The 21666-nt window shown below is 68.2% G+C and carries 15 protein-coding genes; 9 read left to right on the forward strand and 6 right to left on the reverse strand.

Annotated elements, in window-relative coordinates:
* Positions 1-25: 25 nt before the first annotated feature.
* Positions 26-703: an FCD domain-containing protein gene (locus ABLE38_RS14175; RefSeq protein ID WP_348974876.1), complete on the forward strand. Its 678-nt coding sequence runs from the start codon at positions 26-28 to the stop codon at positions 701-703.
* A 252-nt stretch (positions 704-955) separates the two neighbouring features.
* On the opposite strand, the gene ABLE38_RS14180 is transcribed toward ABLE38_RS14175, so the two are convergent.
* Positions 956-1483, reverse strand: coding sequence for a gluconokinase (locus ABLE38_RS14180; protein WP_348974877.1), 528 nt, complete (start codon positions 1481-1483; stop codon positions 956-958).
* 196 nt (positions 1484-1679) lie between these two features.
* Here ABLE38_RS14180 and ABLE38_RS14185 point away from each other — a divergent pair, with 196 nt between their 5' ends.
* Both ABLE38_RS14185 and ABLE38_RS14190 read left to right on the forward strand, forming a co-directional pair.
* Positions 1680-4703 (forward strand): glycosyl hydrolase family 28-related protein, encoded by a 3024-nt coding sequence (locus ABLE38_RS14185; RefSeq protein WP_348975220.1) that lies wholly within the window; start codon positions 1680-1682, stop codon positions 4701-4703.
* Positions 4704-4814: 111 nt separating this feature from the next.
* Positions 4815-7778, forward strand: coding sequence for a TonB-dependent receptor (locus tag ABLE38_RS14190; RefSeq protein ID WP_348974878.1), 2964 nt, complete (start codon positions 4815-4817; stop codon positions 7776-7778).
* 90 nt (positions 7779-7868) lie between these two features.
* Here ABLE38_RS14190 and ABLE38_RS14195 read toward each other — a convergent pair whose 3' ends face one another.
* From ABLE38_RS14195 to ABLE38_RS14215, 5 genes are all read right to left on the reverse strand, one after another.
* Positions 7869-8432, reverse strand: a complete 564-nt coding sequence (locus ABLE38_RS14195) for a transcriptional regulator (RefSeq protein WP_348974879.1) — start codon at positions 8430-8432, stop codon at positions 7869-7871.
* Between the two features lie 289 nt (positions 8433-8721).
* Complete coding sequence (locus ABLE38_RS14200) at positions 8722-10290, reverse strand: alkaline phosphatase D family protein (RefSeq protein ID WP_348974880.1); 1569 nt, start codon at positions 10288-10290, stop codon at positions 8722-8724.
* Positions 10291-10298: 8 nt separating this feature from the next.
* Positions 10299-11261: a DUF4880 domain-containing protein gene (locus ABLE38_RS14205; RefSeq protein ID WP_348974881.1), complete on the reverse strand. Its 963-nt coding sequence runs from the start codon at positions 11259-11261 to the stop codon at positions 10299-10301.
* Between the two features lie 76 nt (positions 11262-11337).
* Complete coding sequence (locus ABLE38_RS14210) at positions 11338-11904, reverse strand: sigma-70 family RNA polymerase sigma factor (protein ID WP_348974882.1); 567 nt, start codon at positions 11902-11904, stop codon at positions 11338-11340.
* 131 nt (positions 11905-12035) lie between these two features.
* Positions 12036-15023, reverse strand: coding sequence for a TonB-dependent receptor (locus tag ABLE38_RS14215; protein WP_348974883.1), 2988 nt, complete (start codon positions 15021-15023; stop codon positions 12036-12038).
* 247 nt (positions 15024-15270) lie between these two features.
* Here ABLE38_RS14215 and ABLE38_RS14220 point away from each other — a divergent pair, with 247 nt between their 5' ends.
* From ABLE38_RS14220 to ABLE38_RS14245, 6 genes are all read left to right on the forward strand, one after another.
* The gene (locus ABLE38_RS14220) at positions 15271-17316 is read left to right on the forward strand and encodes a phospholipase C, phosphocholine-specific (protein WP_348974884.1); all 2046 of its coding nucleotides are present in this window, start codon (positions 15271-15273) and stop codon (positions 17314-17316) included.
* 24 nt (positions 17317-17340) lie between these two features.
* Positions 17341-18450, forward strand: coding sequence for a phosphatidylinositol-specific phospholipase C1-like protein (locus tag ABLE38_RS14225; protein WP_348974885.1), 1110 nt, complete (start codon positions 17341-17343; stop codon positions 18448-18450).
* A gap of 218 nt (positions 18451-18668) precedes the next feature.
* Entirely contained in the window at positions 18669-19415 is a 747-nt protein-coding gene (locus ABLE38_RS14230; protein WP_348974886.1) for an energy transducer TonB, read from the forward strand.
* A complete protein-coding gene (locus tag ABLE38_RS14235; protein WP_348974887.1) occupies positions 19412-19960 on the forward strand; it encodes an RNA polymerase sigma factor in 549 nt (182 codons plus the stop codon). Before ABLE38_RS14230 ends, ABLE38_RS14235 begins: the two co-directional genes overlap by 4 nt.
* A 32-nt stretch (positions 19961-19992) precedes the next feature.
* Positions 19993-20940: a FecR domain-containing protein gene (locus ABLE38_RS14240; protein WP_348974888.1), complete on the forward strand. Its 948-nt coding sequence runs from the start codon at positions 19993-19995 to the stop codon at positions 20938-20940.
* Positions 20941-20984: 44 nt separating this feature from the next.
* On the forward strand, positions 20985-21632 hold the full coding sequence (locus ABLE38_RS14245; RefSeq protein ID WP_348974889.1) for an STN domain-containing protein: 648 nt from the start codon (positions 20985-20987) through the stop codon (positions 21630-21632).
* Positions 21633-21666: the final 34 nt, after the last annotated feature.

The following is a 21666-nucleotide window of genomic DNA, read 5'->3' on the forward strand; positions in this document are numbered from 1 at the left end:
GCGCACCGGCTTGAAGAGAGGCGCCGTGCAAGAGGGGAGGCTCGCCGATCGCGCCTATACCGCGATCGTCGGGATCATCAACGAGGACGATCTGGCCGCCGGCGATCGCCTGCCGTCGGAAGCGCGGTTGGCGGAGCTGTTCGGCATGTCGCGCACGATCGTGCGCGAGGCGCTGGTGCGGCTCGCTGCCGATGGGATCACCGAGGCACGGCGCGGCGCCGGCTCCTATGTCAAGCGTCGCCCTTCCGCCCGGCTCGGCTCGCACGTGCCGATGGACGGCCTCGCCGGCACGCTCGGCACCTATGAGGTCCGCTTCGTGCTGGAGGCCGAGGCGGCGCGGCTGGCGGCGCAGCGCCGCTCCGATGAACAGATGGACGCGATCGACGCCGCGCTCGAGGCGCTGCGTGCCGCATTGCTCTCCAGCGCGCCGGCGCATGAGGAGGACTGGCGGCTGCACCGCGCGATCGCCGAGGCGACGGGCAACAGCGCCTTCATCTCCACCTTCGACCATTTGCAGGGCGACGTGATGGGCATCTTGCGCGCCGGCGTCGACATCTCGCGCTCGCGCCCGCCCGAGGTGATCGGCGCGATGATGGACGAGCATGACGCGGTGGTCGACGCAATCCGCGCCCAGGATGGCGACGGCGCGGCGCTGGCGATGCGCTGGCACCTGTCGCAAGGCCGCAAAAGGCTGATGCCCTAACTTTCTCCCTCTCCCTTCCGGGGAGAGGGAGAAGGCTTGCAATGTAGGATTCCGCCTGCTTGCCTCTCGCCGCCCGGCAAGCAGCCGGCCGCTCTTTGCAATGTTGGAAAGATAGGATCATCCGCCCGCAAGAATGTTGCGGGACGGGGCCTTGTCCGGAAAGATAGGGAAAATAGTCGGCCCGAAAAATCGCCATTGGTGCGGCCTTTGTGACCTTTGGTGAGTCGGCCCGTCACACGATGTAGGATTCCGCTAGGCGCCCAGCACCGCCTGCGCCCAGGCAAGCACGTCGCCGCGAAGCTCCTCGATCGGCCGGTAGCAATGCAGCGCCAGCGCGCGCTCGTCGGCGGCTGGCCGTTCCAGCGTCGCGAACTGGCTGTCGAGCAGGCTCGGCGCCATGTAATGCCCGGCGCGCGCCGCCAGCCGCGGCGCGATCTCGTCGCGGTCGCCGTCGAGCAGGACGAAGACGATCGGCACGCCCGCTGCCGCCTCGAGCCGTTCGCGATAGCTGCGCTTGAGCGCCGAGCAGGCGGCCACCGCAATGCCCTGCTCGCGCACTGCTGCGCCGATCGCCGCGCCCAGCCGGTCGAGCCAGGGCCAGCGGTCGGCATCGTCGAGCGGCTGGCCGGCGCGCATCTTGGCGACGCTTTCGGCCGAATGGAAATCATCGCCTTCGAATGCCGGCGCGGCGAGATGCGCGGCAAGATGCGCGACCAGGGTCGACTTGCCGCAGCCGCTCACCCCCATCGCGACGATCGCGCAAGGCAGCAATCCGGTCATTTTTCGCTGCGCTTCCACGTCGTTCCCCGGCTTCGGACAGGACGCTAATGTTCCGCGCCGCGCGCTTTGACCATTGCGACCTTTGTCGCGGTCGCCGGAGCCTGCGCGCATGCGTATCGGCGTGCTATCGTGTGGCGATAACAAGAAGATGGGGACGGGCATGATCGGCAGGATGCGGTGCGGGATCGCGGCTTTGATGCTCGTCGCGGGCGTGCAGGTCGTGGTCGCCCAGGCCCAGCCGGCCCGCTCGGTCTACGCAGTCGCGCCGAACGAGCCCGCCGCGGTCACGGTCAAGGCGAAGGGCGACGACATCGCCGATGACGGCGCTGCGATCCAGGCGGCGATCGACACCGCCGCGGCCAGGCCCGGCGGCGGCATCGTCTTCCTGCCCTCGGGCCGGCACCGGATCACCCGGACGATCTACCTCTGGCCCGGCGTGCGGCTGTTCGGCGTCGGCAGGACGCGGCCGGTCTTCGTGCTCGGCGCCAATACGCCTGGCTTCCAGAGCGGTGTCGGCAGCATGGTCTTCTTCACTGGCAACCAGCCGAACGGCGCCGCGCCCGGCCCCGGTGGCGGCCCTCTGCGCGGCAAGGTGCCGGTGCCGCCGCCGACCAGCGTGCCGTTCGATCCGAACATCGCCGATGCCAATTCGGGCACCTTCTATTCCGCCCTGGCAAACGTCGATTTCGAGATCGGCGCAGGCAATCCGGCCGCGACGGCGGTGCGCCAGCATGGCGCGCAGCACAGCTATCTCGCGCATATCGACTTCCATTTGGGGTCCGGACTGGCCGGCATCTACCAGGTCGGCAACCTCGGCATGGACCTGCGCTTCTTCGGCGGGCGCTATGGCATCCTCACTGAGAAGACCTCGCCCGCCTGGCAGTACACGCTGCTCGATTCGAGCTTCGACGGGCAGCGCGATGCCGCGATCCGCGAGCATGAGGCGGGGCTCACTCTGGTCAACACATCGTTCCGCAATGTCCCCGTCGGCATCGAGGTCGACCGCGGCTATGGCGACTGGCTGTGGGGCAAGGACGTCCGCTTCGAGAATGTCTCGAAGGCCGGGGTGATCATCAGCAACGAGGGCAATGCCTATACCCAGATCGGCTTCGACAACGCCCTGGCCAGCGGCACCCCGGTGTTCGCCCGCTTCCGCGACAGCGGCAAGGCTGTCGCCGGGCCGGCGCCGCGCTACCGCGTCAAGGAATTCACCTACGGCCTGACGCTGCCCGGCCTCGGCCAGTCGAGCAGCTATGCGACCCGCATCGACGCCGCACCGCTCGCCAAGTTGCCGCCCCGCCGCGACCCGGCGATCCGCGCCTTCCCGGCCGTCGCCGCCTGGGCCAATGTTCGCGATCTCGGTGCGAAGGGCGACAACGGTGCCGACGACACCGCCGCGCTGCAGAAGGCGATCGACACCCACCGCGTGCTCTATTTCCCCGCCGGCTTCTACCGCGTCACCGACACGCTGAAGCTGCGCCCCGACAGCGTGCTGATCGGCCTGCACCCGAGCCTGACCCAGATCGTGCTAGCCGAGGACATGCCCGGCTATCGCGGTATCGGCCCGGCCAAGGCGCTGGTCGAGAGCGCCAAAGGCGGCGACGCGATCGTCTCCGGGCTCGGTCTGTTCACCGGCGGTGTGAACCCACGGGCGACTGCGCTGCTCTGGAAGGCGGGGGCGAAGTCGCTGGTCGACGACGTCAAGTTCCAGGGCGGGCATGGCACCAACCTCGCCGATGGCAGCCGCTTCGATCCCTACAACGCCAACCACACGGCGGACGCGGACCCGAAGAAGCGCTGGGACGGCCAATATCCCAGCCTCTGGGTCACCGATGGCGGCGGCGGCACCTTCAACGGGCTGTGGACGCCCAACACCTATGCCCAGGCCGGGCTGTACGTGTCGGATACCGACACCCCCGGCTTCGTCTACGAGCTGTCGGCCGAGCATCATGTCCGCGCCGAGATCGTGCTCGACCGGGTGCGCAACTGGGAATTCCTCGCGCCGCAGACCGAGGAGGAAGCCGGCGAAAGCCGCAACACCGTGGCGCTGGAAGTGCGCAACTCGCGCGACATCCTGTTCGCCAATTTCCACGGCTACCGCGTCACCCGCTCGCTCCAGCCGGCGCACGCTGCGGTGAAGCTGTTCGGCTCGACCGATATCCGCTTCCGCAACGTGCATGTGAACGCCGAAAGCGGCTTCTCGACCTGCGACGCCAATGGCTGCGGCACTTATCTGCGGGCGAGCAAATACCCCTATGCGAACGCCATCGTCGATGTGACGCGCGGGCTCGAGATGCGCGAGCGCGAGTTCGCGGTGCTCGACGTCACCGAAGCCCCGGCTCCGGCTGCCGCGCCTTCGTTCGCATCGGTCACGCGCCTTGCAGAGGGCTTCGGCGCGCTCGGTGGCGGTGCGGTCGATGCCAAGGGCAAGCTCTATTTCATCGACCGCCAGTTCCAGCGCGTCCATGGCTGGTCCGAAGGCGAGGGGCTGTCGGTCGCCGCCGATGCGCCGCTCGATGCAGTGAACCTCGCGGTCGATCGGTCCGGCCACCTGCTGGTGCTTTCCTCGATGGGCGCGGAGGCAACGGTCTACAGCCTGGATCCGGCGAGCCCCGGCGAGGTCCGGAAGATCGAACCGACCGCCGCCAGGGACCGCTCAAGCGCCCGCGTCGCGCTGCCCGGCAGCTTCTGGAACAATGGCGAGTTCCGCGACCAGTATGACCCCGCCAGCGACCATTTTACCACCCTCGCCGAGATGTTCGCCCGCGACATGGCCGCACCCAAGCCGCGTGAATATGTCTCGCTCGACGGCAGCCTGGTACTGCCCGCCTACCGCGTCTGGCAGCAGGGCCCGCCCGACCATCTCGGCTGGCGCTTCTCCGATACGCTCGACACCTATGGCTGGGTCACCGGCAAGGCCGGCGAGCGCGTCTATCTCGCCAACGGTTCGGAGAACCGGACCTATTCGGGGCTGCTCGGCGCCGGCGGCGCGGTGACCGACCTCAGGCCCTTCGTCTCGCGCGGCGGCGAGAGCGTGGCGGTGGGGCCGGACGGGCGCGTCTATGTCGCGAACGGCGAGGTGTTCGTCTACGCCGCCGATGGCCGCGAACTCGGCCGGATCGCCGTGCCCGAGCGTCCACTGCAATTGCTGTTCGGCGGGCCGGATGGGAAGACGCTGCTTATCCTCGCCCATCACGGCCTCTATTCCGCACGCCCCTGAGGATCGCCGCCCGGGGCTTGCGACCATGGTCGTAGATGTCGCCCGGACCCTGATCCGATAAGACTCGGACACAATGGCACAGCGCATGTGCCGATAATGATCAGGGGATGGATGATGGGGAATTCGTTCGACCGCCGCGCGTCGCTTCGTGATAGCGCTACCAGCCTTGCCGCGCTCGCGGCGGCATTGTGCTGCTCGCCCGCGCTGGCGCAAACCGCGACCGCGCCGCAGAATGTGCCGGCACCGAGCCAGACCGCCGACGAGCCTGCGCAGAGTGAAGGCCAGATCATCGTCACCGGCACCCGCATCCTGTCGAGCGGCTTCACCGCGCCGACGCCGACCACGGTGATCGGCGAGGAGGCGATCGCCAACAACGCCCAGCCGAACCTCTTCAACACGATCGCCCAGCTGCCCTCGCTCCAGGGCTCGACCGGCGCCGCCACCGGCACGTTCAGCACCTCGAGCGGCCAGCAGGGCCTCAGCTCCTTCTCGCTGCGCGGCCTCCAGCCGATCCGCACGCTGACCCTGCTCGACGGCCAGCGCGTCGTCGGCGCCAATGTGACCGGCGTGCCCGACATCAGCATGTTCCCGCAGCTGCTGGTCAAGCGCGTCGACGTGGTGAATGGCGGCGCCTCGGCCTCCTACGGTTCGGACGCCGTCGGCGGCGTGGTCAACTTCATCACCGACACGCACTTCACCGGGTTCAAGGCCAATCTGCTCGGCAGCATCACCCGCTATGGCGACGACAAGACCGGGCTCGCCCAGGTGGCCTTCGGCACCGCGCTGTTCGACAATCGCCTGCACATCGTCGTCAGCGGCGAATATGACAATGAAGAGGGCGTCGGCCCCGGCAATTTCGGCACCGACCTTGCCGGCGACCGCGACTGGTTCCGTGCCTCGACCCTGCTCGACAGCAAGGTCACCAGCGGCGGCGCCCCGCAATACACCTATGGCGACTACGCCCAATCCTATCAGTATGCGAAATACGGCCTCATCACCAACGGGCCCCTCCAGGGCACCGCGTTCGACAAGAACGGCGTGCCGTATAATTTCAACTATGGCTCGAACGGCGTGCCCCAGGGCAACGGCAACGTGTCGAATTGCTATCCCGGCAACAGCTTCTGCGTCGGCGGGGACCTTTCGGGCGGTGTCGGCTCGGGCGCCTCGCTCAAATCCGCGCTCGAGCGGATCAACGGCTATGGCCGGATCGGCTTCGATTTTGCCGAGGGCCAGGAGTTCTACGTCACCGCCAACGTCGCGCAGGTGCTGACGAACAACCAGCCGAGCCCCGGCTATAACCGGGTCAACCTCACCATCTCCTGCGCCAACGCCTTCCTTCCCCAGTCGATCAAGGACCGGTGCGCCACTGCCAACATCACCTCGTTCGCGTTCGGATCGAGCAACGGCGCCTTTCCCAGCCCGAAGGTCAGCACCGACCGGCGGCAGTATCGCTTCGTCGCCGGCGTGAAGGGCGAGTTCGCGCCCAAGTGGAGCTATGACGCCTATTACGAGCACGGCACCACCAAGTCGAACATCGACGTCGACCACATCGTGCTGCAGAACCGCTATGCCGCTGCGATCGACGCGGTGACGCTCAACGGCACGATCGTCTGCGCCAATGCCCAGGCGCGCGCGCTTGGCTGCCAGCCGATCAACATCTTCGGCGGAGCGACTCCGTCCGCTGCGGCGCTCGCCTATGTCCAGCCGGAGAATGGGCCGTTCCAGCACACCACGCTGACCCAGGATGTCGCCAGCGTGAACTTCTCGGGCGAGGCGTTCGATCTTTGGGCGGGGCCGCTGTCGGTCGCGTTCGGCGGCGAGTATCGCCATGAATATTACCGGGTGACTGCCGACCCCTATGGTGCGGGCGTCTCCGCGATCAGCCCGAACTCGGCCGCCTATCCCGCCGATCCGCTGCTCAACTCGACGCAGGGCAGCAACTATGCGGCGGGCAACTACAAGAACGGCAACGGCGCCTACAGCGTGTACGAGGGCTTTCTCGAGCTCAATCTGCCGCTCTTCAACGGTCCGCTCGGCAAGGCGAACATCAACCCTGCGGCGCGCGTCACCCATTACAGCACCTCGGGGACGGTATGGGCGTGGAAGGTCGGCGGCACCTGGGATACGCCGCTCGACGGCCTCCGCCTGCGCGCGGTGACTTCGCGCGACGTCCGCGCACCGAACCTCTCGGAGCTGTTCGCCGCGCCCACCGTCACCACGGTGCCGAGCTTCGCCAACCCCTATGGGCCGACGGTGCAGATCTTCCAGAACACGGTCGGCAACCCCGACCTGAAGCCGGAGATCGCCCGCAACACCGAGCTGGGGATCGTCTATTCGAACCCGTCCTGGCTGCCGGGGCTCAGCCTGTCCTTCGACTATTACAACATCAAGCTGAAGGGCGTGATCTCGACGCTTTCGGCAGCGCAGATCGTGCAATTCTGTCATGACGGCCTAACCGCCTTCTGCGGCGGCTTCGTCCTCGACAGCCCGACCCAGGGCGGCAATTTCGTCAACGTCCAGCCGTTCAACCTCGCCTCGTGGAAGACCAGCGGGTTCGACATCGAAGCGAGCTATCAGTGGAAGCGGCCGCTGGGCCTTCCCGGTTCCTTCACGGTGCGCGGGCTCGGCACGCATGTCCGCGAGTTCCTGGTCGATGCCGGCGTCAAGGGCGTGGACGTCGTCGACCAGGCAGGGGCGAACACCGGCAACACGCCGCACTGGAAGTGGCTGGCCGTCCAGACCTATGACGGCAACGGCTTCACGCTGACGGCGCAGCAGCGCTGGTTCTCCGACGGCGTGTTCGGCAACCAATATGTCGTCTGCCAGTCCGGCTGCCCGGTCTCGACCACCAACCACCCGACGATCAACACCAATACGATGAAGGGGGCCTTCTACTTCGACATCGGCGGATCGCTCGATCTCGGCGACCACATCACCTCATACTTCAAGATCGACAATCTATTCGATCACGATCCCGCGCCGTCGCCGCAGACCAATACCGGTCTCGACGTCAATCCGGCACTCTACGACACGCTTGGCCGCACCTACCGTATCGGCGTCCGCATCAAGTTCTGATCCCCGGTGTCCCCTATGGCTTGGCGGAGCCCGGCGCGATCGCGCCGGACTTCGCCAAGCCACTTTGTCTTCGGTGCCGGCCGCAATGCTTCAGCCCTGCTTCGTGCTGGCGGCCGCGAGCGCGCGCGCTGCATCGCGGACCGACAGCCACCGGGCACGCTCCGCCTCGGCGTCCGGCAAGGCGCGATGCTCCGGCGCCGCGCCCCGCATCGCGCCTTCGCTCTGCGCCAGGATCGCCTCCACCGCAGCCGTGAGCGCTTCGCCCGGCAGCACTGGCGCCAGGATCGAGCATGCACATTCGCGCATGGCGTCGTCGCTGCGGCGTACCCTCAGGCTGTGCCGCGGATGGCCCGCAGCGCGAAGCAGGGCGCTGAGCCATTTGCCGTCCCAGGAGGGTGCGCTCGCCAGCAGATCATGTCCACCGAGCTGCTCGACCATGCGCGCAGCGACCAGCCCATGCGGCGTGCCGTGCTCGACGAGCGTGGCGGGCGCGATGCGATGGATTGCCTGTGCTTCTTCGTCCCAGTCGGACCAGTCCGGCGCCGGCCGGATCAGATAGGATTCCGCGCGACCGTCAGCGAACACCCAGGCCACTTCGATCGGGTAGCTGTGCTTGCCAAGCGAGGACGCTTCGAAATCGAGAAAGACGAGCATGGAGCCGGAACGAGCGCAGGCAGACAAGGCTGCATATGCGAAGGGCCGCCCTTTCGGGACGGCCCTTCCATTGTCATCCGAACGCGGGCAGCTCAGGCGAGCCGGACCCCCGCGGTGGAGGTCATGCTCAGAGAATCTGCCGCGTGCGGCATGTGACAATGAGACATCAGACCACCTCCTTTCCGTTGTTGAACGAGAATTGGAATGTGGGTGCGCACGCGTGCCGTTTCAATTGCAAGACATTGGCCCGGCAGCAGAAATCATAGGAAACGGGCGGAGGGCCGCGGGACTAGCTCTCGATGCCGCGCTGCCCCGATCGCACGGTCAGCGTGGCAAGATCGCGCGCGCCGCTGCGTGGGTCCGCGGGATTGTCCAGCCCGACGAAGCGCACCGTGCATTGCTGTGGCGTCAGCGTCGCCGAAGCGTAGCCACGCACTTCGTTCTCCGCATAGCGGAAGCCGTGCGCCCGGCCGGTGCTGCGCTTGAACAGCGGATCATGGTTCTTGCTGGTGATCGCGCCGCCGACGAATTCGGAGGCGAGGGGCGGCGCCTCGGGGCGATCCGGGTCGAGCAGATCGGCCGCTGCAAAGGCGTGGATGTCGCCGCTCAGCACCAGCGGGTTGGCGATCCGCCGGTCGCGCCAATGGCGCAGGATGCGCTCGCGCGTTGCCGGATAGCCGCCCCAATTGTCGACCGTGTAGAGATCGGGCCCGGTATCGGGATGGGCCGGATTGAGGCGGGGGCAATCGGCCATGAGGGTCTGCTGGCCGAGCAGGTTCCACTGCGCCTGCGATGCCTCGAACGCGCCGCGCAGCCATCGCTCCTGCGGCATGCCCAGGGCCGAGCGCATCGGATCATGCCGCTCCGCGCAGTCCTGGACGATCGACCGGTAGTCGCGGTGCTGCGCGAGCAATTCGGGCGGCTGGCACGGGTGGCCCGAGCGATATTGGCGATCGTCGAGCAGCTGGAATTCGGCGAGCCTGCCCCATTTCAGCGTGCGGTAGAGCTGCATCATCGCGCCATTCGGCCGGTTGGCGCGGCGCAGCGGCATATGCTCCCAATAGGCCTGGTAGGCGGCGGCGCGGCGGCGCAGGAAAGCCGCCGGGTCGCCATTATGCTCGTCCAGCGTATCGGCATAGTCGTTGGCGACTTCGTGATCGTCCGGGATCACCGCCCAGGGCGCGGCGTGATGCGCGGCCTGCAGCAGCGGATCGAGCTTGTAGCTGGCATAGCGCACCCGGTAGCCGGGGACGTCGAACGGCTCGGGGTTGAGGTGGATGCGGACGTCCTGCTGCGGGCCGTTCTCGTAGATATAGTCGCCCAGGAACAGGATCAGGTCGGGCTCCTCGGCCGCGATCAGCCGGTGCGCGGCGTAGTTGCCCGCCTCATATTTCTGGCAGGAGCCGAAGCAGAGGCGCAGCTTGTCTACCAGCTGGTCATGCGCCGGCGCGGTGCGGGTGCGCGCAACCGGGCTCGCCTGGCCACTGGCGATAAAGCGATACCAATAGGGCCGGTCGGCACGCAGGCCGCGCACTTCGGCATGCACCGAATGCGCCCATGCCGGCTCGGCCAGCTCGGTGCCGTGCGCCGCGATATGGCGGAATCCGGGATCCTCGGCGATCTCCCAGCGCACCGGCACTGCCCGTGCGGGCATGCCTCCGTCCGCTTCGAGCGGCAGGGGAGCGAGGCGGGTCCAGAGCACCATGCCGTCGGGGGTCGGCTCGCCCGAGGCCACGCCGAGCGTGAAGAGCGGCGCGCCCGAGAGCCCCGCCGCCCGCGCTGCCATGAGCAGCAAGCCGGTGGATCCGGCGATGGCGCCGCTGCGGAGCAGCGAGCGGCGATCTAGGTCGAAACGCATGACGAACCTCAGCGATGCAGGAGGAGTTGATCGGGCCGTATTTCCGCGCGCAGGCCGAAATTGGTGCGCGCGGCTTCGAGGAACTCGGCGGGATCGCTGGTGAGGAAGCGGCCGCCGAGGCGCAGCTTGCCGATCTCCGCATCGGCGAGGACGATCGGCGTGCGCAGGTACCGGTTATATTCGGCCACTGCCTCCGCAAGCGTCTCACCGTTGAAGATCAGCTCGCCTTCGCGCCACGCCGACAGCGCGCGCACGGCGTCGTCGGCGATCCTGCGGGGATGGGCGGCGCCGCTTTCCGATACGGTCAGCCCCTGCTGGCGTTCCAGTCGTACCTCCCCGGTGCCGCCATGCCGCGCGAGCAGGTGCGCCACGCCACGGATCGCCACCACATCGGCAACGCCGTGCGAGACGAGGCGCAGGTCGAAATTGCCGGTGCCGAAGCGAAACGCGGCCGGCCCGGCACGTACCGTGCAGGTCGGGCTGCCCGCCGCCAGGTCGAGCGACAGCTGGCCGCGCTCGAGCTCGACCTGGATGCCGTCGTCGCTGTGCCACCAGCGCAGCCGGCTGGCCGTGTTGAGGTCGAAACAGGCCTTCTCGTCGACATAGAAGCGGCGCCGCTCGCCCACGGCGGTCTCCACGACATGCGCCGCGGCCTGCTGGATGGCGAAAGCGCCGGCGCCGGCTGCCGCCAGCCCGGCAAGCCCCGCGATCTTCAGCGCGCGGCGGCGTCCGGGCGCGGCGGGAAGCGCTTCGGGCTCGACCGGATCGGGAGCGGCGGGCGCCGGCGCGGCGCGGCCGAGCCGGTCGAGCTGGCGCCAGGTCTGATCGAGCCTGATGAAGGCGATCGCATGCGCCGGATCAGCGGCGCGCCAGGCTTCGAACGCGGCGCGGTCAGCCTGGCCGCAATCGAGCGCCGCCAGCCACTCGGCTGCTTCCTGCTCGATCCGGTCGTGGCGCTGCTGCTCGTTCAAAGGAATCGGTCCGTCCCGAAATGCACTGGTGGTCTACTCCCGATGATCGGGACGAGGAAAACCGCCATAACATTGTTCAGGCTTGGCGAAGCGCCAGATCGGCGGCTTTTTGCACCGCAACGGGTTCGGCGGCATCGCGCATCGCGCGGGTCAGCAGCAGCGTGCCGCGGGCCAGGTGCTTTTCCACCGTCGACAGGCTGAGCCCCAGCTTTTCGGCGATGGCGCGCGGCGGCATTTCCTCGAACTTGCGCAGCAGGATCACGCGCCGACAGGCGGGCGGCAGCGCGTCGACCGCCGCCATGAGCCGCCGCAGTTCCTCGCGGCCGGCAGTGATCGCGAAGCTGTCCGGCGCGGGATCGGGGAAATCCAGTTCCTCGAGCGCGGCGAACTGGCGCATCGGCACGATCCGGGTGCGGCGCATCCGCTGCAGCGCGCAGTTGCGGATGGTCCGCACCGCGTAGGCCGCCGGATTGCCGATTGCCTCCCAGGCGCTCAGCTGGAGCAGCTGGGCATAGGCTTCGTGCAGCAGGTCGCGCGCCTCGTCCTCGTCCATTGCCCAGCGGCGTGCCTGGCGCAGAAGGTCCGCTTCGTGCGGCAGGATGGAGGATGCGAACCACGCATCGATCGGGCGAAGCCAGGACATGGAAGGACCTGAAGAGAAGGAAGTCGCTTCCGCCTATGCGGCGATTGATACGCCCCTGTGACAATGGCCGCATTCCTTGCCGAAAAATGCGGCCTTCCCGCTCCTTAGAAGAGGGGAAGGCCGCAGGCACCTCACTTGCGCAGGCGGGGCTTGATCACCAGCCCGAACCAGATCGTGCGGCCCACCGGATAGCGGGTCTGCAGCAGCTCGCGATTGGCGCCGAGATGCGCCTCGAACGACGTCTTGGTCAGGTTCTGGACCTGCGCAGTCAGCTGCGCCCAGGGCAGGATGTAGTAGCTGCCCTGCAGGTCGATCTGGTCGCGCGCATCGGCCCAGATGTCGCGCCACGCCACTGCCGAGTCGACCGAGACGGGCGAAGCGCCGATCCGGTTATAGGCGAGGCGCAGGTTCGCCGGGCCGTCCGAATAGAAGACCGAGGCGTTGTAGATATGGTCGGGCTGATTGAAGAGCGCGCCGATCCGCCGCGACGTGCCGGTGCCCATGATGAAGTCGAAATGCCCGTCGAGCCAGGTGGCGTTGAGCGACACGCCGAGATTGGCGAGCGGCCCGGGCAGGAAGTCGAGCTTGTCCTTGACGATCTGGAGCTCGGCACCCTTCACCGCCGCCCTCGACGCGTTGACCGGCTGGACGATCGTCGCGTTATAGGTCTTGCCGTCCAGATAATAGACGGCCGGGCCCACGGTCGACTTGTTGAAGATCTCGTCGTGGATGTCCTTGTAGAAGAGCGCCGCCGAGATCAGTCCGCCATTGCCGAGATACCATTCGCCCGACAGGTCGTAGTTCCACGAATGGCGAGGCTTCAGGTCGGGATTGCCCTGGTTGATCGAGAGCGGCGTATTCTGGTTGGACGTGTCCAGCGATTCGGACGTGGTCGCGCCGTACTGGCCATAGTCCGGCCGGCCGATCGTCTCGCTCACGCCGGCACGCAGCTTGAGCGCCGAGGTCGCGTTCCAGGTCGCGATCGCCGAGGGCAGGAAAAAGTCATAGTCCCGGCTGCGGCTGATCAGCGCGCTGCCGCCGTTCACGTGCGTCGTCACGTCGACATCGGTCTTGTCGTAACGCACGCCCGCCTGGATGCTGAACGCATCGCTCTGCCAGCGCGCCTGGCCATAGCCCGCGGTGATCGATTCACGCAGCGCGTAGTAGCCGTTGTTGCTGTCGGACACGCGCGCGGTGTTCTCGACGAACCATTCGGGGTGGTTGGCCAGCACCGCCGCCGCCTTGGCCTGATCGATCAGGTAGAAATTGATGCCCGGCGCCATGATCGGATGCAGCACGGTCGGCTGCTCATATTGGTCGAGATTGCCGATCAGCGCGGCGGACGCATTGTCCTTGGCGAACCATTCGCGATAATTGACCGTGCTCAGCACATTGGTAAGCGTCTGGTTCACCCCCAGATCGATACCGAACCCGCGATCGTCCGCCTCGAAATTCCAGCCGAGATCGCCGCGCAGCGAGCGAACCTTGTTGTCGATATTGTATATGACGTTGCGCCAGTAGCGCGGACCGTAATTGGCGGCGTTGTCGGCAGCGGTGGGATCGTTCAGGGTGATGGTCGGCTCACCGTCGACATCGGTGTAGCCATACCCATAGGCGGCCGAGTTGGTCGTCTTGCCGGCGCCATAGGTCTGGCCGGTGTTCCACTTATACATCCACCGGTTTTCGTTATAAGTCGCGTTCGAGTCCGACGCGGCCAGCTTGAGCTTCAGCTTGTCGTCGAAATCATATTTGGCAGTGCCGTTGACGAACCAGGTGCGGCGCTTCTCGGGCTGGGCGACAAGGCCGAGCTGGTAGTTGCCGGTGGTCAGTGTGCCGGTGTCCGGCGTGGTGCCGGGCACATAGCCGGCGGCGGGCAGCGCCAGCGCCTCGTAGCGGTCTTCGTCCGAGAATTCGTGATAATAGCCGCCGAACAGCGACGCCTCGAAACGGTCGCTCGGGCGGAATTCGAGCTTGCCGTTGATGCTGTAGCGCTCGCGCTTCTCGTCGAACGCATAGTCCTGCACGCGCACCGGCACTGCGCGGCCGGTGGAGGCGGCGATGTTCGCGGTCTGCGCGCCTGCAGCGGTGTAGTAGGTCCAGCCGGCGCCGCCGGTGTCGCCCGGCAGGCTCGCCAGCGCCGAGGCGTGGAGCTGCTGATATTCGCCCGACAGCACCAGGCCGAACTGGTGGTCGTTGCCGAACACGGCGGCGGCGGTGGCGTCGGCGCGGATATTGGCGTGCTTGTCGGGCACGACCTTGCCGTCCTGCGAGGTCCAGCCGCCCAGCGCCTGCGCGCTGAAGAAATTGCCGGTGTCGAACGCGCTCTTCGAAACCAGGTTGAGCTGGCCGCCCAGTGCGTGCGGGTCGTATTGCGCCGTCACGGTCTTGATCGCCTGGATTTCGCTCACCAGCGACGCCGGCAGCATCGCGAGCTGCGCGCCGCGATAGCTTGCATCCGCGCTGGCGACCTGCGCGCCATCGACGGTGACGAGATTGTAGCGGCTGTCGAGGCCGCGGATCGTGACATACTGGTAGTTGTCGTGCCCGCGCGAGCTGTCGCGGTCCGAGATGACCGACAGGCCGGGGATGCGCCGTGCCGCCTCGACGATGTTGACGTCGGGGAGCTGGCTGACTTCGTCCTGGCTGACCGTGTCGATGATCTGGTCGCTGTTGCGCTTGCTGGCGAGCGCGCGGCGGTTCGACAGGCGATAGCCGGTGACGGTGATCTCGGCATTGTCCTCGGCGACCGGTGCGGCGGCGGGTTGCTGCTGGCCGCTGTCTGCCTGCGGCGCGGTGTTCGCGGTGAGCAGGATATGGTCGGCACTGGCCTGGACGATCCGCAGTCCGGTGTTGGCGATCAGGCGGCGCACTGCGTCTGCAGCCGTCATCTGGCCGCGCAGAGCGAACGCGCGATGCCCGGATGCGCGGTCATAGGGAAAGGCGATCCGGACGCCCGACTGGCGCGAGACTTCGTTGAGCGCGGAGGCGAGGTCGCTCGCCGGAACGTCGAAGCGGACGGCCTGAACGGTCTCCGCATGCGCGGCGACGGTGACGAACCCGGGCGCTGCGGCCGCAGCCGCACCGCACATCAGCACGGAAATGATTGGACGACGGAACATCTGCTGGAGCCCTCCCTGGCGGCATCATGCCGCTTCGGTTGCCCGATGCCCGGGGGAGGAAAAACCGCCATCGCGATCGGACGATTGTCGAAAACGGCAGGGGTTCGTCAGGTTCTGGCGTGACCAGGACGGCCGGGATCGGGCCGGCGGCGCGGCCGGCATGACGGCTGGCGCCCGGTCGTCCGGCCCGCCATGACATTGCAACGTCGCGCCGCTAGCCCGGCTGCCTGACCCGGGGAGGAACCGCATGCCTGATCTCGATCGCCGCTCGCTCCTGCTCGGCGCCACCGCGGCGGCGGCGCTGCCGGCGTCGATCGCCCGTGCGCTCGCGGTCCCCGCCGACCGGCGGACCGGCACGATCCGCGACGTCGAGCATGTCGTGATCCTGATGCAGGAGAATCGCGGATTCGACCACTATTTCGGCACGCTGCGCGGGGTGCGCGGCTTTGCCGACCGCTTCCCGATTCCGGTGGCGCCGGGCCGCGACGTGTGGCGCCAGCTCGATCGCAGGGCCAGGGGCGGGCCGCGCATCTCCGCGCCGTTCCACCTCGACACGCGCCGCGCGTTCGAGCTGATGCGGATGAAGGGCACCCCGCATGGCTGGCCCGACGCGCAGCAGGCGTGGGACAAGGGCCGGATGGCACATTGGACAGAGGCGAAGACCGAGCGCGCCATGGGCCATTATCGGCGCGCCGACATAGCCTTCCAGTTCGCGCTGGCCGATGCGTTCACGATCTGCGACGCCTATCATTGCTCGATCCAGACCGGCACCAATACCAACCGGCTGTTCCTGTGGACGGGCACCAACGATCCTGGCGGTACTCGCGGCGGCCCGTCGATCGACAATTCGCACGACGATTTCCCGGAAGGCGAGGGTGCCAGGGACAGTTATCGCTGGACGAGCTATGTCGAGCGGCTCCAGGCCGCCGGGATCGACTGGCGCATCTACCAGGACATGACCGACAATTTCACCGACAACCCGCTTGCGGGCTTCGAGAAATTCCGCGCTGCGCATCGCCGCGACCCGGGCCATGACCCCGCGCTGCTCGACCGCGCGCTCACCTCGCGCCTGCCGGAGCAGCTGCGTGCCGATGTGCTCGCCGGCAAGCTGCCGCAGGTCTCCTACATCATCGCCCCTTCCGCCGATTCAGAGCATCCAGGCCCGTCGAGCCCGGCGCAGGGCGCGGCCTATACCGCGCGCATCCTCGACGCGCTGACCGCCGATCCCACGGTGTGGGCGCGCACGGTGTTCCTGGTGATGTTCGACGAGAATGACGGTTTCTTCGATCACGTCCCACCGCCGGCGCCGCCTTCGCAGGGCGCCGGCGCGTCGAAGGTGGACACCACGGGCGAGTATCATCTCGCGCCCAGCACCGGCGACGCCAAGATCGATCTCCTCGAGCTGCGCGGCCGCCCCTATGGTCTGGGCCCGCGCGTGCCTTTCTATGCGATCTCGCCTTGGAGCCGTGGCGGCTGGGTCTGTTCGCAAGTCTTCGATCACACATCCGTGATCCGCTTCCTCGAGGCGCGGTTCGGTGTCGCCGAGCCCAATATCTCGCCCTGGCGGCGCGCGGTCTGCGGCGACCTGACCGCGGCGTTCGACTTCGCCAATCCCAATGCGCGGCTGCCCGCCGCCATTCCCGATCCGCGCCCCGACGCCGCCCGCGCCGCTGCAGTGCCCAGGCAGGTCGCGCCCGCCGCGCCCGCCATCTCCGAGCGGCTGGCGCAAGAGCCTGGCACGCGCCCCTCGCGCGCGCTGCCCTATGCGCCCGAAGTCAGCACGATCGCCGCCGATCGCGGCGCGATCGCGTTGCGGCTCGAAACCGCCGGCAGCGGGGCGGTGGTGTTGCATGTCTATGACCGGCTCAACCTTGACAGGGTGCCGCGGCGCTACACGCTCGTTCCCGGCACCTATCTGGAGGATAACTGGCGATGTCGCGCGGGAGATGGCGCTTATGACCTGTGGGTGCTCGGCCCCAACGGCTTCCATCGCCATTTCGCCGGCAGCGATGCCGCCGACGCCGCGGCGCGCGCGGTGCGCTGGGAGCTGGGCCGCGAGGCGCTGACGCTCCGCGCCGAGGCCGGCACGGCGCCGCTCCGCATCGTCGCCAATGCCTATCGCGCGCACCACCGCGACTGGACGCCCGGCCCCGCAGCCGCGCATCGCAGCTGGCCGCTCGCCGCTACCCGGGGCTGGTACGACCTCACCATCGAATGCGGCGCGCATCGCCGCCGCCTCGCCGGCCGGTTCGAGACCGGCTACCCCTCGATCAGCGATCCCGCGCTCGCCTGACCCCCCGCTGCACTGGAGGAGAATGTGACTCACCGCCTGCTCGCCGCCGCCGCCGCCGCTGTCGCCGCGCTGCTGCTCCCCGGCATTGCCGCCGCCCAGGTGCGGATGAACGACATCCAGGCGGTCGGCACGCACAACAGCTACAAGGTGGCGATCCCGCCGAACGAACTCGCGATCATCCGCGCCCGCACTGCTGAGGGTGCCGACGCGCTCGACTACGGCCACGCCGCGCTCGAAGCGCAGCTCGATGCCGGGGCGCGGACGATCGAGCTCGACGTGTGGCAGGATCCGCAGGGCGGCCTGTACGCGACGCCGCTCCTCCCGCGCGTCGCCCGCAGCCCGCTGCCGCCCGTCGATACCCGGCCCGGCTACAAGGTGATGCACATGGCGGATGTCGACGTCCGCGCGCATTGCGTCCGTTTCGTCGACTGCCTCGCGATCCTCAAGCGCTGGTCCAGCGCGCATCCCGGCCATGTGCCGATCCTGATCATGATCAACGCGAAGGACGAGACTGCCGCGGTGCCCGGTGCGGTGAAGGTGCCGCACTATACCACCGCCGCCTTCGACGCGCTCGATGCCGAAATCCGCTCGGTGTTCGGTGCCGGCGACCTGGTCACGCCCGACCTGGTCCGCGGCAGGCACAAGACGCTGCGCGAGGCGGTGGCGGCGGGCTGGCCCATGCTCGACGCGGTGCGTGGCCGCTTCTTCTTCGCGCTCGATGAAGGGCCCGAGAAGGTCGATCTCTATCGCGGCGGCCGCAGGAACCTCGAGGGGCGGGTGATGTTCGTCAACGGCAGCGAGACCGCGGACGATGCGGCCTATCTGACGCTCAACGATCCGGTCGGCGACGCCGCGCGCATCCGCAGCGCGCTGGCGCACGGGCTGATCGTGCGGACCCGGGCGGACGCGGACACGATCGAGGCACGCGCGGGCGATACGCGCCGCCGCGATGCGGCCTTCGCCTCGGGCGCACATTATGTGTCCACCGACTATATGGCCGGCGACGCCGACGCGCGCTTCCCCGGCTATTCGGTCGGACTGCCAGGCGGCGAGGCTGCACGATGCAATCCGGTGCATCGGGACGGCTGCCGCACCGGCCGGCTGGAGCCGGAGTCCAGGCGCCGGGGAAGCTGACTCGGCGGCATTCCCAGGTTGGCGGGGCAGCTTGTGCGCGGGCTATGCGAAAACTGTCATATTCCGGCGCTAGCCGTCAGGCTCTTGCGGGATCGACACAGACCTTGATGCGATGACGTGGCGGGGCAATTTCACGACAAGTTCTTGGACAAGGCGGCTTTTCGGAGCCGCGCCGATTGTCGTCCCGACGATTCCTCCCGTCGCGAATCGCTGAGACGATGCGGCCCCAGGCTCTTGTCGGCACCGGCCACAATCCGTCGGACATGGCGATGGACGGCGTGCGCCATGCCTATCACCCCAGCCCGGCGACCGGGAAGGCGCTGACGCTCTCGACCTTGGTGTCGGGCGGCATGGTCGCGATGCTGATGGTCGGCAACAGCGCATCGCATCGCCCGGTGCGGCCGGACAATGGCCGCCGCATGACGGTGTTCTCGCTCGACGCGCCCGGAGCCGAGCCGGAGGCGCGAGCCGCGTCGGCAAATGGCGCTGCCCGCGGCGAGCGGCACGTCGCGAACCTCCCGGCCTCCGCGCTGCCGCTGCCCGCTGAACAGGCTAGCGGGCAGGGCAGGGAAAAGCGCCCGCCCGCCGCGACGGAGGGAGGTGCCGCACCGTCGGAGATGGCGGGCCAGGGTGCCGCCGGCGGTGCCAGGGCAGGCGGCGTCTTCGACATTTCGAGCTACCGCGCAATGATCGAGGCCCGGATCTGGCGCGCGCGCCGCTATCCCCCCGAGCTTGCGGGCCGCGGAGTGCGCGGATCGATCGATGTCTCGTTCACGATTTCGCGCGATGGCGCGGTGATCGATTCGTTCGTCCGGCACAGCTCGGGCGATGACGGGTTCGATCGTGCGGCGCTGGCGACCGTCGAGCGCGCGGCGCCGATGCCCGGGATCCCGGATCCGCTGCCCGATACGATGCGCTTCGTGGTTACCATCGACTTCGATACCCCGGGGTTGGCGAGCCGATGATCGATAGCGGCTTGTCGCTCAAGGAAAACCTGACTGCCCATTATTCCGAGTTCGCCCGCCGCCTTGGCGTGCGCCTGGGCTCGCGCGATCTCGCCCATGAGACGCTGGCGGAATTGTTCATCAAGATCGAAGCCGCGGCGAACCCGCCCGCGCCCCGCAATCCGCGCGCCTATCTGTACCGGATGGCGATCAATCTCGCCACCGATCGGCGGCGTTCCGAGGCGCGCCATCTGTCGCGGGCGGATGTGGATGCCTTGCTCGACGTGCCCGATCCCTCGCCCGACGCGCTGCGCGAGGCGGAGGCGCGCTCGGAAATCGACGCCTTGCGGCTGGCGCTGCGCGAACTGCCCGAGCGCCAGCGCGAGGTGTTGCTGGCGAGCCGGCTCGAGCGAACGAGCAACGCGGAATTGGCGCTGCGCTACGGGGTTTCGACCAGAACCGTGGAGACTGATCTGAAGCGGGCGGTTGAACATTGTTCGCAGCGGTTGGAAAGAAAAGTCGTCCAGCGCTTCGGACCCGCCCGGTTCCGAACGTTTAAGAATTGAAAAGACAGCAGGAAAGAGACCAGCATACCGTCATGACCGATCGCGACGCCGCCTTGTCCCACCGGAATGCGCTGCTCAGCCAGGGCCTGGACCATGTCCTGCGCCTGGCCTCGGGCAATGCGACCGAGGGGGATGCGCGCCTGCTGCGCGACTGGCGTGCGGCGAGCCCGGAGAACGACGCCGCCTTTGTCGAGGCGGCGCGGCTATGGCGCAACATCGGCAAGGCTGCGGTCGAGGAACAGGCGGGACCGGCCGAACTGGTGTCGATCGCGCGCGCGCGCTGGTCGCGGCGGCGCGTGATCGGCGGCGGACTGGCGACGGCTGCCGCGGCGAGCGTCGCGATGGTCGTCCTGCTGCCCGATGCCCGTGCCGGCGACCTGGTGAGCGCCAAGGGCAGCCGGCGACGCTTCCAGCCGGTGGCGGGCGTCCTGGTCGATCTCAACACGGATTCGCGCCTGCGCCCGCTCGACATGGCGGGTGCCGATGCGCAGTTCGAGCTGATCCGCGGCGAGGTCCTGCTGTCCACGTCGCGGCCCGTGCGCGTGCGCGTCGCCAGCGTGGAGGCCGCGACCCAGCGCGGGCGGTTCAACGTGCGGCGCGACGGCGCGGCGTGCGAGATCGCCTGTGTGAGCGAGACGGCGTCGGTGCGCGACGACACGCAGACCGTCGTGCTCGCCGCGGGCCAATCGGTGCGCCACGACGGGACGCGCTTCGAGCCGCGCAGGGCGGCAGACCTCACGGTCACCACCGCGTGGCGCGACGGGCTGCTGGTGTTTCGCGACCGCGCGCTCAGCGACGTGGTCCACGAGATCAATCGCTATCGCCCCGGCCGCGTGATCGTCGCCAGCAGCACGCTCGGCGCGCGCCGGCTGAATGGCGTGTTCCATCTGGGCGACATGGATGCGATGCTGGCCGAAATCCGCCGCGGCACGGGTGCCAGCATCACGCGGCTGCCCGGCGGGATCGTCATCCTCGATTGACCCCGGATTTGGCGCGCACGCGATCGTCGCCTAGGTTGCCGGCCATGCGGGCATTGGTGCAAGTGGCGATCCTGATCGCGGTGCCGGGCGCCGCCGTGCTGCCATTGCCGGTGGCGGCGCAGGCAATGGCCGAGCAGCGGGATTTCGACATTCCGGCCGGGCCGCTCGACGTCGCGCTTGAACAGTTCGCCCGCTCCACCGGCGTCAATTTCGTACTCGAGACGCGCCTGATCGCGGGGCGGCGGACCGAGGGCATCCACGGCCGGATGTCGATCACCCAGGCGCTGCACAAGCTGCTCGCGGCGAGCGGCCTCGACGTCAACTGGACCTCGCGCTCCTCGGCGATGATCGTCGATCCCGCGGCCGGGGGAGAGGGCGAGGTGCGGCTGCATGCGGTGCGCATCGAGGCCAAGCCGGCGAGCCCGGCCGAATTCTGGGCCTATGCCGGGCTTGTCGGCGCCGAGGCGAACGCCGCATTGCGCCGCCGCTCGTCCGCGGCCGGTGCCGGCTATCGCGCGCGGGTGAGCCTCTGGCTCGACGAGCATGGGGCGGTTCGGCGGCTGGAAGTGGGCGGCGGCCGGCGCGATCTGCAAGCCGAGATCCGCGCGGCGCTGGCCGGGCTGATCGTCAGCCGCGCGCCGCCCGTCGGGCTGCCTCAGCCCCTGCGCTTCGAAGTCTCGCTCGAGGACTAGCCGCCGCCCGGCGGCGCTTGTGTGCACCTGCGAA

This window comes from Sphingomonas sp. KR3-1, assembly GCF_040049295.1.
In the GTDB taxonomy this organism is placed as follows: domain Bacteria; phylum Pseudomonadota; class Alphaproteobacteria; order Sphingomonadales; family Sphingomonadaceae; genus Sphingomonas.